Genomic DNA, 14482 nt, shown 5'->3' on the forward strand with positions numbered 1-14482 from the left:
ACATACTACAACAAGAAATCCAGCTGGCGAGAAAGTGGTGGGTGATGACGGGATCGAACCGCCGACCCCCTCCTTGTAAGGGAGGTGCTCTCCCAGCTGAGCTAATCACCCACTTCTCAATTTCTTGCTTTACACGGCGGAGACTACATAAAGTAGTTGGTGGGTGATGACGGGTTCGAACCGCCGACCCCCTCCTTGTAAGGGAGGTGCTCTCCCAGCTGAGCTAATCACCCCCGCTGTGTGGAGTCGCATTATAGGGAGAGTTGAAAATGAGTCAACGCATTTTCTAAAGAAATTGTTCGTTCGTCGTAATTTTAGGCAAAACGATCGCAAAACCACCCATGCGGTCTGATTTATAAACAAAAATGGCATTCCATCGCGTTTGCAGGGGAACAACGTTGAGGAATCAAGCCACAGTGATAGAATATCCGCCGTCTCCTTTTTCGGATGTGCCGGTTGTCGGCATCTATACCAACGTAAGGCCTTTTCATGAAAATCAAAACTCGCTTCGCGCCAAGCCCGACCGGCTACCTGCACGTCGGCGGTGCACGAACTGCTCTCTATTCCTGGCTTTTTGCTCGCAACCACGACGGTGAGTTTGTGCTGCGTATTGAAGATACCGATCTCGAACGCTCCACCCCGGAAGCTATCGAAGCCATTATGGATGGAATGAACTGGCTGAACCTGGAGTGGGACGAAGGCCCGTACTTCCAGACCAAACGTTTTGATCGCTACAACGCCGTCATTGATGAAATGCTGGTCGCTGGCACTGCCTATAAGTGCTATTGCTCTAAAGAGCGTCTGGAAGCCCTGCGCGAAGAGCAGATGGCGAACGGTGAAAAGCCGCGTTATGACGGCCGCTGCCGCCACGGTCATGAGCATCATGCTGCCGATGAGCCTTGCGTTGTGCGTTTTGCCAACCCGCAGGATGGCTCCGTAATTTTCGATGACCAGATCCGTGGCCCTATCGAGTTCAGCAACCAGGAACTCGACGATCTGATTATCCGCCGCACCGACGGTTCCCCGACCTACAACTTCTGCGTGGTGGTCGATGACTGGGATATGGAAATCACTCACGTTATCCGTGGTGAAGATCATATCAACAATACCCCGCGCCAGATCAACATCCTGAAAGCGCTGAACGCGCCGGTACCGGTGTACGCGCACGTTTCCATGATCAACGGCGACGACGGTAAAAAGCTTTCCAAACGTCACGGCGCGGTGAGCGTGATGCAGTATCGCGACGACGGCTATCTGCCGGAAGCGCTGCTCAACTATCTGGTGCGTCTGGGCTGGTCCAGCGGTGACCAGGAAATCTTCACCCGCGAAGAGATGATCAAGCTGTTCTCTCTGGGAGCGGTCAGTAAATCTGCAAGTGCGTTCAACACGGATAAACTCCTGTGGCTGAACCACCACTACATTAATACGCTGGCACCGGAGTACGTGGCGACTCACCTGCAGTGGCATATCGAGCAGGAAAACATCGACACCCGTACCGGCCCGCAGCTCTCTGAGCTGGTAAAACTGCTGGGCGAACGCTGCAAAACGCTGAAAGAAATGGCCCAGAGCTGCCGTTACTTCTACGAAGATTTTGCTGAGTTCGACGCGGATGCGGCGAAAAAACACCTGCGTCCGGTTGCGCGTCAGCCGCTGGAAGTGGTGCGTGATAAGCTCGCAGCCATCACGGAATGGACGGCAGAAAACGTGCATCACGCGATTCAGGCAACCGCCGATGAGCTGGAAGTGGGTATGGGTAAAGTCGGCATGCCGCTGCGCGTCGCCGTCACCGGTGCTGGCCAGTCTCCGGCACTCGATGTTACCGTTCATGCTATCGGTAAATCCCGCAGCATTGAACGCATCAATAAAGCGCTGGGCTACATTGCAGAGCGCGAAGCGCAGCAATAAGCGGCCTCAAATGAAAAACGGCAGGATGACCCTGCCGTTTTTTTTGTCTTAATTGACCAGAGCCGCGTCGGCAATGCCTAAACGCGAAAGAAAACCGCTGATCCCTTCTCGCGCCAGCAGTACCGCCAACCGCTGTTTCTCAGCGTCAGTCATCATATGTAGCGTATCGGAGATTTGCCGCAGAGCGGGAGAGTCTTCCCGGGCGGCGTAGCTTTGCACCGGTTCAGCCAGCTGGTACTGCGTAGACCAGTGGCGAAGGGCTGGCGTATTGGCGAGGTATTCGCGCACGCGATTATCGATATGGATCAACCGTGCCCGACCGCCTTTCACGCCCGGGATCACTTCGGTTTGCCATTCTTGTTCGCGGATCCACCGATTTACAGTTTGTTTCGCCATGCCGAGGCATTGGGCCAGTTCTTCGGTAGTCATTTTGCTGTGCAGTATTTTCATGTCGTAATCAGTTTCGAATGCCCAGACGCTGCAACAACCCGGTGATCCCTTCGCGTATTAACAGGGTAGTGAGTTGCTCGCGTTCAGCGTTGGTCATTTCCTTGGCAAGAGTAAGAAGAAGAGAGTCAAAACGAGGGTTGCCGGTATTAACGGCTCCTGCATCGCTGGCGGCACGCTGTGCGCTGCGAATAAATTCCCTGACGCGTTCGTTTACATGAACAAGGCGGGCCTTGCCACCCTGAACGCCGGGGCGAGGGGAGGTCTCCCAACCTTCTTTACGCACCCATTTGTTGATGGTTTGTCGGCTGTAGCCGGTAAGGTGGGCAATTTCCTCCGGTGTCATTCGTTCCTTGAGCATAGTATTTCCTGACGGGAAGTGTGGGAATTAGTGCTTCATGTTATAGCATCCTTTTAAATGAAAACGTGACGGCTTTAACTACTGCTTGCGAGCAAGCTCGCAATGTCTTTCATTTGCTTGCTTTTTCAGCGGTTGATTAGAAAGTGAAGATTTTGCCGTTGACACCTGGCAATGGAATTCATATTATGCCGCCCGTCAACACGACAGCTTTACATGATGGGGCTATAGCTCAGCTGGGAGAGCGCTTGCATGGCATGCAAGAGGTCAGCGGTTCGATCCCGCTTAGCTCCACCAAATCCTGCACCCAGCGGATTTGGAATGTAAAGACACTGTGGGGCTATAGCTCAGCTGGGAGAGCGCTTGCATGGCATGCAAGAGGTCAGCGGTTCGATCCCGCTTAGCTCCACCAAAATTCGAAACCCTCGCCTCGGCGGGGGTTTTTTGCTTTGTGCATCAGGATTTATTTTCTTAGTCTCCCACCGCTAATCCACTGATATCTCTACCCTTAAGAAAACTAAGATTTTTTCACCTTAGGTAAACTTGATTTGCAGTGCGAATCACCTGACTATTTGTGCCGTTAATAAATGAGCTCAGGAAAGCAACCAGACGATAATGCGTTTTATACTCAATGCTCCAATGAAAAAAGGTCTGCTTGCGCTTGCCCTGTGTCTGATTTTTATTCCCTTCTCGCGCTTCATTTCGCCGAAAGCGGTTATCGACGGTAACGATATTTATCTTGCCTGGTTACCGCTCAGTGTGACCTTGGCTGTGCTGATGCTGTTTGGCCGCCACGCGGTGCTGCCGTTAATTATCACCTTTGGCTTAAACAACGACTGGCGGCTGGATCTGCCGCAGCCACAGTCTTCTATTTTACTGTTTTGCCAGCTGTTCGGTGTTTTCGTCAGCGCCATCGTGGTGCGTGCGTTACTGGGCCGACGCTGGCGCGTTGGCTTTGCGAAAGGCAGCATGGGAGTCCGTATTTTTTGGTTCTGCTTTGTGACGCCCGCGATATTCAAGGGCTCGATGTATTTGGCCGGCGAGTGTTTTTCATTTCCGGTCGAAATTTCGAGCTTTTTTGGATCGTCATCGGTTATCTACATGATTGTTGACGTGCAGGGACTGATTAGCGCCTCGCTGGTCTTTATGCTGCTGTTCTATTACCCGATGCGCATGCTGTTGAATCCACGCTACGCCCGTACCTTCTGGCGACGCAATGTGCAGCCGAGCTATTGCCGTCAGCGACGCTATTTCACGCTGTACTGGTTTGCGACGCTCACAGCGATTCTGCTGCTGCTCTGCGCGCCTTTTAAATCGGATTACATTGCCGGTTATCTGGTACCGCTCATCTTTATCCTCTTTTTCCTCGGGGTGGGGAAGCTGACCTGGACGCTGATGAGTCTCGCCTGGGCGCTGTCGGCTTATCTGCTGGTGTGGAACAACGGTAATTTCCTGCAGGGGGTGCAAACCGAATACTCTCTGGCGTTTATCATGTCAGCGCTCATTTCATTCACGATATGCATGCTCTATATGGCTCAGACCTGGGCGCGTAGCGACCTGCTCAAGCGGAAGTGGCAGAACCAGGCAATGCAGGATCCGCTCACCGGGCTTCCTAACCTGCGGGCGCTGGAGTACGCGCTCTCTACGCGAAAACAGGTGAGCCTCTGCTGCCTGCGTATTGATAACCTTGAGTTTCTGAGCCGTCATTACGGCATGATGATGCGGGTACACTGCAAGCGAACCATCGCCCGCGAACTGCAACCGCTGCTGGGTGCGAAAGAGAGCTGGTTTCAGCTTCCAGGCAGCGAACTGCTGCTGGTGCTGAACGGCAGCGAGGTGGCGGAGCGGCTGACCCATATTGTTGATGTGCTTAATCATCGCAATATCGTCTGGAATAACACGGTACTGCCGCTGCAGTTTGGCGCATCCTGGAGCGTGGTGGACGCACAGGATGAGGATTTGCACCATACGCTTGGCCAACTGAGCTGGCTGTCGGAGCGGGCCTGCGCGTCACGCCGGGTGCTGGCGCTGAACAGCCGGAAAGCGGCGGTATCTGGCAACACTACCGAGCGCGTGCTGCTGCTCAATCAGATAAAGCAGGCGCTGGAAAACGACGATTTACGGCTCTTCGCGCAGCCGATTGTTAATGGTGAAGGTGAGGGGTATTACGAAATCCTGTCGCGCTTACGCAGCGAAGACGGCGTCATGACGCCTGATAAATTCATCCCGATAATTACCCAATTTAACCTGAGTAAGCGTTTTGATATGCAGGTGCTGGAGACGCTGTTCAGAGCGCTCAGCAACCATCCTGGGCAGCGGTTTTCGGTGAACCTGATGCCCTCTACGCTCATGCAAAAAGAGAGCGCCAGCGAGATTATTGCCCTCTTTGAACGCTATCAGGTGGCTCCCGGCACGGTCGTCATCGAAATCACGGAAGAACAAGCATTCTCGAACTCGGAAACCAGCGTCAACAACATTCAGCAACTGCGCGAATACGGCTGCCAGATTGCTATCGACGACTTTGGTACCGGTTATGCCAACTTTGAGCGCCTGAAGCGCGTCGAGGCCGATATCGTTAAGATTGATGGCTGCTTCGTGCGGGACATCATGACTGAATCAATGGATGCAATGATTGTGAAATCGATTTGCTCGCTGGCGAAAGTAAAGCATCTGACGGTGGTTGCCGAATATGTTGAGACTGAAGAGCAAAGAGCGCTGCTGTTGCAACTGGGCGTGGATTATCTGCAGGGCTATTTGCTTGGCAAACCACGGCCACTCGAGGAATTACAGGCATAAAAAAACCGGGACGCAAGGTCCCGGTTTTTCGTTAAAGCAGTCTTACAGTACCAGTGCTGCGATAGATGCAGACAGGACGCTCACCAGGGTTGAACCGTAAACCAGTTTCAGACCGAAGCGGGATACCACGTTACCTTGCTCTTCATTCAGGCCTTTGATCGCACCAGCGATGATACCGATAGAAGAGAAGTTAGCGAAGGATACCAGGAAGACGGACAGAATACCTACCGCACGCGGGGAGAGTTCAGCGGCAACTTTCTGCAGATCCATCATCGCAACGAATTCGTTAGAAACCAGTTTGGTCGCCATGATGCTGCCCACGCGCAGCGCTTCGCCAGACGGCACGCCCATTACCCATGCAACCGGATAGAAGATGTAGCCCAGAATCCCCTGGAAGGAGATGCTGTAGCCGAACCAGCCGGTTACGGTCGCGAACAGGGCGTTCAGCGCAGCGATAAGCGCGATGAAACCAATCAGCATTGCGGCAACGATAATCGCCACTTTGAAGCCTGCCAGAATGTACTCACCCAGCATTTCGAAGAAGCTCTGGCCTTCGTGCAGGTTAGACATCTGAATGTTCTCTTCGCTGGCTTCAACGCGGTACGGGTTGATAAGCGACAGAACGATAAAGGTGCTGAACATGTTCAGGACCAGCGCGGCGACCACATACTTCGGTTCCAGCATGGTCATGTAGGCGCCAACGATAGACATGGACACGGTAGACATCGCGGTAGCCGCCATGGTGTACATGCGGTTACGGGACATCTTGCCGAGGATATCTTTATAGGCGATGAAATTTTCAGACTGACCCAGGATCAGGGAGCTGACGGCGTTGAAAGATTCCAGTTTACCCATGCCGTTGACTTTCGACAGCACGGTACCAATCGCACGAATAATGATAGGCAGAATGCGGATGTGCTGCAGGATACCGATCAGTGCAGAGATAAAGACGATAGGGCACAGCACTTTCAGGAAGAAGAACGCCAGACCTTTGTCATTCATATTGCCGAAGACGAAGTTGGTGCCATCATTCGCAAAGCCGAGAAGTTTTTCGAACATCTCGGAGAAGCCTTTCACAAATCCCAGGCCAACATCTGAGTTAAGGAAGAACCAGGCGAGTAAAACTTCAATCACAAGTAATTGAATAACATAACGAATGCGAATTTGCTTGCGATTGCTGCTTACCAGCAAAGCCAGGATCGCCACGACGACAAGCGCCAGGACAAAGTGAAGGACGCGGTCCATATTTGCTCCAAATATGATGCAGGTTAAATTTCAGTGCACATTCTATGCAACAAGCTAAAAGAAAACGAGATCTGACGCGCACTATAGTTACAAGCTGTGAGCAAACTCAAAAATAGTGATAGACCATACATTTTTGTTATGTTGAGTAAATGTGTTAAAAGTTGTGTTGTTGTACTAACCTTGATGACAAGGTAGCACGTGTTGCACATGTTTGCCTGTCACCTCCACCGACCCCAGCAACGCTATCGTTCATATCTATCAGAGCAATCATTATCACCTTTCTAAATGAACTTGATAATCATTCGCACTTTAGTAATATGAAACATAGCAAAGGCTATATTTAGAGGCAGATGATGGATAACAGTCGCGTTGAGAGTAGCAGCGGTCGGGCGACGCGCAAGATGAGGTTCGCGTTAATGGGACCGGCGTTCATTGCTGCCATCGGTTATATTGATCCAGGTAACTTTGCGACCAACATCCAGGCCGGGGCCAGCTTCGGCTATCAACTGCTGTGGGTAGTGGTATGGGCCAACCTGATGGCGATGCTGATTCAGGTCCTCTCCGCCAAGCTTGGCATTGCCACCGGCAAAAACCTCGCCGAACAAATCCGCGATCACTATCCGCGTCCGCTGGTCTGGTTCTACTGGGTGCAGGCGGAAATCATCGCCATGGCAACCGACCTGGCGGAGTTTATCGGTGCCGCAATTGGCTTCAAGCTGATTTTCGGCGTATCGCTGTTGCAGGGCGCGGTGCTGACCGGTATCGCCACCTTCCTTATATTAATGCTGCAACGCCGTGGGCAGAAACCGCTGGAGAAAGTGATAGGCGGTCTGTTGCTGTTCGTCGCTGCGGCCTATATCGTTGAGCTGGTATTCTCGCAGCCGAAGCTCGCCGCGCTGGCAAAAGGTATGGTTCTGCCGTCGCTACCGACCAGCGAAGCGGTGTTCCTCGCCGCCGGGGTACTCGGCGCCACGATCATGCCACACGTGATTTATCTCCACTCTTCCTTAACGCAGCACCTGCACGGCGGTACCCGCCAGGAACGCTATAACGCGACCCGCTGGGACGTGGGTATCGCAATGACGATCGCCGGTTTTGTGAATCTGGCGATGATGGCGACTGCCGCCGCCGCTTTCCACTTCAACGGTCACACCGGGATCGCGGATCTCGATCAGGCTTATCTGACGCTTGAGCCGTTGCTTAGCCACGCGGCGGCGACCATCTTTGGGTTGAGTCTGATAGCAGCGGGCCTGTCGTCTACCGTGGTGGGAACCCTGGCAGGGCAGGTGGTGATGCAGGGCTTTATCCGATTCCACATTCCACTGTGGTTCCGCCGTACTGTCACCATGCTGCCATCGTTTATTGTGATCCTGCTCGGGCTTGAGCCGACCCGTATTCTGGTGATGAGCCAGGTGCTGTTGAGCTTCGGGATTGCGCTGGCGCTGGTGCCGCTACTGGTGTTCACCAGTGATAAAAAACTGATGGGCGATCTGGTTAATACCACGCTTATCCGCCGGACTGGCTGGATCATTGTGGTACTGGTTGTTGCGCTCAACGGCTGGCTGCTGATTGGAACCGCGTTCGGGCTGTAACAGCTTGATTAAAACCTCATTATTGATTTCTTATATTCTTAGATAAGGCTAAATCACTGCGGCGAAGGGGTGCGGTGATGGCATGCTGCAGCTGAACCGATTTCAGATTTGCAGGCCGTTTTGCCGTATGAAAAGCACATTTATCATTAGTGATGATATTTACTTGCGCGCCGGTGTTTCTGCTCTGGTGCAGGACGCCGGTTTTACCGCTCAGTATGTTTCAGTCGATACGCCGGGATTTATGGATGCCGTCAGTGAAGATGATGTTGTCATCTTTTATCTCAATCACACCACCGCCGCCTGTTTTGAGGCTGCTGCTGCGTTACATAAACGCTGCCGTTTAATGCTTCTCCTCGACACGCTTAAACTTAAATACCTGTGCGAAGCCAGCCTGATGGTGAGTGCCAGAGCGCCGTACCCGGAAATGCTTAGCGCTCTCATGCGCTTAACCTCTCGCCAGCCGATAAAACACCCGCAGCGCATAGCATTGTCGGCGAAAGAGACGTTTATTCTGCGTGAAACGATGAATGGCAGGAAAGTGAATGCGATTGCCAGTGCGCTGAACCTGTCGCCGAAGACCGTCTATACGCACCGGGCTAATCTGTTCAATAAGCTGGGAGGGAGTTCAGTCAACGCACTCTTTTCGCTGAAGAATATGATCCCGCAGGAAGCGTTAATCTGAAGTATCAGGAAATTTTAGAGCCCTTATCAGAAAAGGGCTCTGACGCTAACCGGTTAGTGGCGATGTCCGTGTCCACGACCGCCCCACCCACGGTGATCGTCGCGGTCGCCCCAGCCTTCACGGTAGCCGCGCTCATAGGCTTTACGGTTGTCCCAGCCGCGATGACGACCATTATCATGGCGCCACCAGCGCTTATCACGCCATTCATAATTTCGATGCCAGTAATCGCGATCGCGCCAGCCACCGCCATCCCAGTAATTTCCGTAATTATCGCGATCGCCAATTTGTAATTTGATGGATGGCAGCAGGGTGACCTCGCCAGCATTGGCAATCATTGGCGCTGATGCCAGCAAAATTGCTGCAATAATCAGTGACCTGAACATACTATTCTCCTCGACGAACGGAGCCGTAAGCGGCTTGTTAGCGCAATATTACGTGGAGGTAAACCCCCGAATCATCGGCAACACTCTGAAACATGTTCTGGCAGCACTTTTTGCTAAAACAGTTCTTTTTTTGTTCACGTGAAGTTACACCCGGCCATTCTGTACAATTTGCTTTCCACTGCCATTTTACGGCGCGTTCTGGAAAGTCATCAGCCTTCTTCAATACTCACAATTAACTGTACAGGGGAAGGAACAAGGCCATGCAACAGACATACACCATCGGTGATTACCTGCTGGACCGCCTCGCTTCTCTCGGCATCGAGAGTCTCTTTGGCGTTCCTGGTGATTACAACCTGCAGTTTCTCGATCATGTTATCGCCCACGATTCAGTCCGCTGGGTTGGCTGTGCCAATGAACTGAACGCCGCCTATGCGGCAGATGGTTATGGACGCGTGAAAGGGGCAGGAGCCTTGTTAACCACTTACGGCGTAGGAGAACTCAGCGCGATTAACGGAACGGCGGGCAGCTTTGCGGAATACGTCCCGGTGTTACATATCGTTGGTGCGCCGCGCACCAGCGCACAGCAGCGCGGTGAACTGCTGCACCACACCTTAGGCGACGGTAATTTTAACCACTTCTATCTGATGAGCGAACAGGTCACCTGCGCCCAGGCGCACCTGACGGTGGGTAACGCCTGTCATGAGATCGACCGCGTGCTGTCCGAGATGATGGCGCACCGGCGCCCGGCGTACCTGATGCTGCCGGCCGATGTGGCAAAAGCGCCTGCGACGCCGCCGTCAGAAAAGCTGGTGGTGGATGCCGCAACGGTGGATGAAAATGCGCTGGCGGCGTTTCGTGAACAGGCAGCGTTGATGCTGCGCAACAGCCATCATGTGGCACTACTGGCGGACTTTCTCGCCCACCGCTATGGACTACAACAGATGCTGCGTGATTGGGTAGAAACCCAGCCGCTGGCACATGCTTCGATGCTGATGGGCAAAGGGTTGTTTAATGAGCAGCACTCGGGGTTTGTGGGCACCTACAGCGGCATCGCCAGCGACGAACATACCCGAGAGGCGATTGAAGGCGCTGATACCACTATCTGCGTGGGTACCCGTTTCACCGATACCATTACCGCCGGATTTACCCAGCATCTTGAAATTGAAAAAACCATCGAGCTACAGCCGTTTGCCGCCCGCGTAGGGAAGGTCTGGTTTAGCCGGATCCCGATTCGTCATGCACTAATGGCGCTGATTGAGGTCGCAACACCGCTTGCACCGGAGTGGTCGCCGCCCCGCTCGTGCTGTTGTCCGGTTCACGATGAAGATCTGGGTGCGCTCACGCAAAGTAATTTCTGGAGCACGCTACAGGACAGCCTGCGGCCGGGGGATATCGTGCTGGCGGATCAGGGAACGGCGGCCTTTGGCGTTGCGGCGGTCAAATTCCCGGCGGACGTCATGCTGATTGCGCAACCGCTGTGGGGCTCGATTGGTTTCACCCTTCCGGCGGCGTTTGGTGCACAAACTGCCGCACCGGACAGACGGGTAGTGCTGATTGTCGGTGACGGCGCGGCGCAGCTCACCATTCAGGAGATGAGCTCCATGCTGCGTGATAATCAGCGCCCGCTAATTTTGCTGCTCAATAACGAGGGCTACACGGTGGAACGTGCGATCCACGGCCCGGAAGAGCGCTACAACGATATCGCACTGTGGGACTGGACGATGCTGCCGCAGGTATTCCGCCCGGACAGCAAGGCGCAGTGCTGGCGGGTAACGCAGGCAGCACAGCTGAAGGAGGTGCTTAACCGTTGCACCGAAAGCGACAGCCTGACGCTGGTGGAAGTGGTGCTTCCGCGTCAGGACATCCCACACTTTTTACGGGTGGTCACCCAGTCGCTCGAGGCTCGTAACAGCAACGGGTGATTAATCGCGGTGCCGCGCCATCATCATCGGTTTGCCTGCCAGCAGCAGCCAGGCTGGCAGCATCACGATGCACAGGAGCGGCACCAGCGTGCTGTCAGGTACCACGACGGCCGCCATAAACAGGCTCAGCCAGCCGTCGCGAGTGACGACCAGCACCAGCCCGAGAATGGCACAGGAAACGGTAATAGCTGCCGGAACAGCCTCCACGTGGGCATGCAGCATCAGCCCCAGCGCGACGGCGACGAACACCGCTGGAAAAATACGCCCACCCCGAAAACCACTGGCGGAAGCAATCACCAACGCCGCCAGTTTCACCAGCGCAATCAGCATAAAGTCCCCGGCACCCAGCGTCTGGCTGGTGGCCAGTTGCTGCATCTCATCAAGGCCTTTAAACAGCGAAATATGCCCGCCCGTCACCCCAAGTAGCCCAAGCAGGAAACCGCCCGCTGCGAGAGTGAGTACCGGGCTTTTCAGGCGATGCAGCAGGGCATGCAGGCGCGGCAGACACCAGACGCCAACCATCCCGACGGCAATCGCAATCGCCGCAACGACGGCGCCGCTAAAGATATCCGTCAGCCGCATCTCGCCATAATGGGCAATCGGCAGCGAAAAATGCGGGTGAAAGAACAGGCTGGTGGTGAGCGCCCCGGCGGCAGCGGCCAGCAGGGGGGCAAACAGACGATCCCAGAGCGGCACATCGCTACTGCTGCTGAGGGTCTGGGAGAAAATCAGCGCGGCGGCGACAGGGGTGCCGAACAGCGCGCCGATAGTGCCCGCGGCGGCGAGAATGGTCCAGTCGAGGGAGCCGACCCGGGGGAACAGGCGCGCCCCGAGTGCGACCGCAAGCGCGATATTCACCGCCATGATCGGGTGCTCCGGGCCAAGGCTAACGCCGCCGGCAAGGCCCAGAATCAGTGCGATAATTAGCCCCGGTAAGGCGCTGGTGGCGACCGGGGCACCAATTAACGGCTCGGTGGCCGGATCGGGGCCAGCATGGCCAGGACTGAAGCGGATAACGAGCCCCACCGCGACGCCGGTCAGGGTCAGTATCAGCATGACCCACGCGTTAGAGCCCAGGTTAACGCCGAGACTCGCCGGAAGCGTACTCCAGAGCAGATTTTGCAGAACAGCAGCTATCTTCATCACCGCCACCAGAATCAGGCTGGAGGCGATGCCAATAATCAGGGCTGGCACAGAGAGAAGCAACATCGCGCGGGCTCGCGGGTGCAGCATGGTGATTTCCTTGTATCAACGGGCGCACGCTACTTTGCACCCCTTCATTTTTCGCGTCAGTGCAAATGGTGCTGAAACGATAAACTTAATCTGTGACGCAGATCGATAATCCTGGGCCATCAGCGCCGCGGGCGTTGTTGTTACCGCCTCATGAATTTACAGTGTGCCAAATAAGTAATTCTGACTTTAGCGGAGCCGTAACAGAATGACAAAGTTTGCGTTAGTAGGGGACGTCGGCGGTACCAACGCACGACTGGCGCTGTGTAATCTTGCCAGTGGCGAAATCTCACAGGAGAAGACCTGGTCCGGGCTGGACTACCCGAGCCTTGAGGCGGTGGTTCAGGTTTACCTGAAAGAGGTTGGGGTTGCGGTTGATGCCGGGTGTATCGCCATTGCATGCCCAATTACCGGTGACTGGGTGGCAATGACCAACCATACCTGGGCCTTCTCCATTGCGGAAATGAAGCAAAACCTCGGCTTTACGCATCTCGAAATCATCAATGATTTCACTGCGGTTTCCATGGCTATCCCGATGCTGAAAAAAGAGCATTTGATCCAGTTCGGCGGCGCTGAGCCGGTTGAGGGTAAGCCGGTGGCGGTCTACGGCGCCGGAACCGGTCTTGGCGTGGCGCATCTGGTGCATGTTGATAAACGCTGGGTGAGCCTGCCGGGTGAGGGCGGCCACGTCGACTTTGCGCCGAACAGCGAAGAAGAGGCGATCATTCTCGATGCGCTACGCAGCGAGCTGGGCCATGTCTCTGCCGAGCGTGTACTTTCGGGTCCGGGGCTGATTAACCTGTACCGTGCGGTGGTGAAATCTGACGGGCGTTTGCCGGAAAACCTGCAGCCTAAAGACATTACCGAACGCGCGCTGGCTGATACCTGCATTGACTGTCGCCGTGCGCTGTCGCTGTTTTGCGTCATCATGGGCCGCTTTGGCGGTAACCTGGCGCTGACGCTGGGGACTTTCGGCGGTGTGTATATCGCCGGAGGTATCGTGCCGCGCTTCCTTGAGTTCTTTAAAGCTTCAGGATTCCGCGGCGGCTTTGAAGACAAAGGGCGCTTCAAAGCCTATGTGCAGGATATTCCGGTGTATCTCATCGTTCATGACAACCCAGGACTGCTGGGCTCTGGCGCGCACCTGCGTCAGACGCTGGGGCAGATCCTTTAATCTTTCGGCTGCGCGCCTACAGGTGCATTAGCTGGCGGAACTCTTTCACCTTACTGCGGCTGACCGGTACCTGAAAATCCAGATCGCGCAGCCGCAGAATATAGGTGTTGTTGAACCAGGGTTCTATTTCGCGGATCTTATTCAGATTCACGCAGTATGAGCGATGGCAGCGGAAGAAGTGTGAGGGCGGCAGGCGGCTGCAAAACTCGGTGATGTTCATCGACATCACGTAGGATTCGCGCCGGGTGTAGACGAAGGTCATCTTCTCATGCGCTTCCGCATAATAGATATCGTTGATGCTGGTGACGATAATCCGCTCATCTTTGACCAGGTTAATGGTGTCGTTCTCACGCGTTACGCTACCGCCGCTGGCACCCGCTTGCTGCTGCCAGGCGCTCTCCAGCTTTTGCAGCATGGTAATGATGCGCGATTCCTGGTATGGCTTGAGAATATAGTCAAACGCCTCCAGCTCGAACGCTTCTACCGCATGCTCTTTCCATGCGGTAATAAACACAATGAACGGCTTATGGGCAAACTGGCTGATGTTCTGCGCCAGCAATACGCCATCCAGCGACGGGATATTGATGTCGAGAAAAATAGCGTCGACTTTGTTGTGCTGCAGGAACTTCAGCACGTCGAGGCCATCGTCAAAAGTACCGACAATGTCCATCTGACTGTGCGCTTTAATAAGCCAGGTCAGCTCCTGCTGGGCCAGGAATTCATCTTCAACAATAATAACTTTCATCTG

The 14482-nt window shown here is 54.4% G+C and carries 12 protein-coding genes and 4 tRNA genes; 8 read left to right on the top strand and 8 right to left on the bottom strand.

Annotated features, from left to right (window positions below):
• Positions 1 to 35: 35 nt before the first annotated feature.
• Together GYRE_RS14385 and GYRE_RS14390 are read right to left on the bottom strand one after the other, a co-directional pair.
• Positions 36 to 111: transfer RNA gene (locus tag GYRE_RS14385), tRNA-Val, on the bottom strand.
• Between the two features lie 46 nt (positions 112 to 157).
• Positions 158 to 233, bottom strand: a tRNA-Val gene (locus GYRE_RS14390).
• Positions 234 to 489: 256 nt separating this feature from the next.
• On the opposite strand from GYRE_RS14390, the gene gltX reads away from it, so the two are divergent.
• Positions 490 to 1905, top strand: a complete 1416-nt coding sequence (gene gltX / locus GYRE_RS14395; protein WP_038256190.1) for a glutamate--tRNA ligase — start codon at positions 490 to 492, stop codon at positions 1903 to 1905.
• A gap of 48 nt (positions 1906 to 1953) precedes the next feature.
• Here the strand turns inward: gltX and GYRE_RS14400 are convergent, their stop codons facing one another.
• Entirely contained in the window at positions 1954 to 2355 is a 402-nt protein-coding gene (locus GYRE_RS14400) for a YfeC-like transcriptional regulator (RefSeq protein ID WP_006821047.1), read from the bottom strand.
• Positions 2356 to 2362: 7 nt separating this feature from the next.
• Complete coding sequence (locus GYRE_RS14405) at positions 2363 to 2713, bottom strand: YfeC-like transcriptional regulator (RefSeq protein WP_006821046.1); 351 nt, start codon at positions 2711 to 2713, stop codon at positions 2363 to 2365.
• Positions 2714 to 2931: 218 nt separating this feature from the next.
• Here GYRE_RS14405 and GYRE_RS14410 point away from each other — a divergent pair.
• From GYRE_RS14410 to GYRE_RS14420, 3 genes are all read left to right on the top strand, one after another.
• Positions 2932 to 3007 (top strand) — tRNA-Ala (locus GYRE_RS14410).
• Positions 3008 to 3046: 39 nt separating this feature from the next.
• Positions 3047 to 3122, top strand: a tRNA-Ala gene (locus tag GYRE_RS14415).
• A gap of 203 nt (positions 3123 to 3325) precedes the next feature.
• Positions 3326 to 5506 carry an EAL domain-containing protein gene (locus GYRE_RS14420; protein ID WP_006821045.1) on the top strand — a complete coding sequence of 727 codons (2181 nt, stop codon included), beginning with the start codon at positions 3326 to 3328 and terminating at the stop codon, positions 5504 to 5506.
• Positions 5507 to 5548: 42 nt separating this feature from the next.
• Here GYRE_RS14420 and nupC read toward each other — a convergent pair whose 3' ends face one another.
• Positions 5549 to 6751 carry a nucleoside permease NupC gene (nupC, locus tag GYRE_RS14425; RefSeq protein ID WP_006821044.1) on the bottom strand — a complete coding sequence of 401 codons (1203 nt, stop codon included), beginning with the start codon at positions 6749 to 6751 and terminating at the stop codon, positions 5549 to 5551.
• Between the two features lie 353 nt (positions 6752 to 7104).
• On the opposite strand from nupC, the gene GYRE_RS14430 reads away from it, so the two are divergent.
• Both GYRE_RS14430 and GYRE_RS25195 read left to right on the top strand, forming a co-directional pair.
• Positions 7105 to 8343 (top strand): Nramp family divalent metal transporter, encoded by a 1239-nt coding sequence (locus GYRE_RS14430; RefSeq protein ID WP_038256193.1) that lies wholly within the window; start codon positions 7105 to 7107, stop codon positions 8341 to 8343.
• 127 nt (positions 8344 to 8470) lie between these two features.
• The gene (locus GYRE_RS25195) at positions 8471 to 9025 is read left to right on the top strand and encodes a helix-turn-helix domain-containing protein (RefSeq protein ID WP_157248457.1); all 555 of its coding nucleotides are present in this window, start codon (positions 8471 to 8473) and stop codon (positions 9023 to 9025) included.
• A gap of 53 nt (positions 9026 to 9078) precedes the next feature.
• On the opposite strand, the gene ypeC is transcribed toward GYRE_RS25195, so the two are convergent.
• Complete coding sequence (gene ypeC / locus GYRE_RS14440; RefSeq protein ID WP_006821041.1) at positions 9079 to 9408, bottom strand: DUF2502 domain-containing protein YpeC; 330 nt, start codon at positions 9406 to 9408, stop codon at positions 9079 to 9081.
• Between the two features lie 260 nt (positions 9409 to 9668).
• On the opposite strand from ypeC, the gene GYRE_RS14445 reads away from it, so the two are divergent.
• Positions 9669 to 11330, top strand: a complete 1662-nt coding sequence (locus GYRE_RS14445; protein WP_038256195.1) for an alpha-keto acid decarboxylase family protein — start codon at positions 9669 to 9671, stop codon at positions 11328 to 11330.
• Here GYRE_RS14445 and GYRE_RS14450 read toward each other — a convergent pair whose 3' ends face one another.
• A complete protein-coding gene (locus GYRE_RS14450) occupies positions 11331 to 12563 on the bottom strand; it encodes an ion channel protein (protein WP_038256197.1) in 1233 nt (410 codons plus the stop codon).
• Positions 12564 to 12768: 205 nt separating this feature from the next.
• Here GYRE_RS14450 and glk point away from each other — a divergent pair, with 205 nt between their 5' ends.
• Positions 12769 to 13734, top strand: a complete 966-nt coding sequence (gene glk / locus GYRE_RS14455) for a glucokinase (RefSeq protein ID WP_006821036.1) — start codon at positions 12769 to 12771, stop codon at positions 13732 to 13734.
• Between the two features lie 16 nt (positions 13735 to 13750).
• Here the strand turns inward: glk and GYRE_RS14460 are convergent, their stop codons facing one another.
• Complete coding sequence (locus GYRE_RS14460) at positions 13751 to 14479, bottom strand: LytR/AlgR family response regulator transcription factor (protein WP_038256199.1); 729 nt, start codon at positions 14477 to 14479, stop codon at positions 13751 to 13753.
• Positions 14480 to 14482: the final 3 nt, after the last annotated feature.

Source organism: Yokenella regensburgei ATCC 49455 (assembly GCF_000735455.1).
GTDB classification, from domain to species: domain Bacteria; phylum Pseudomonadota; class Gammaproteobacteria; order Enterobacterales; family Enterobacteriaceae; genus Yokenella; species Yokenella regensburgei.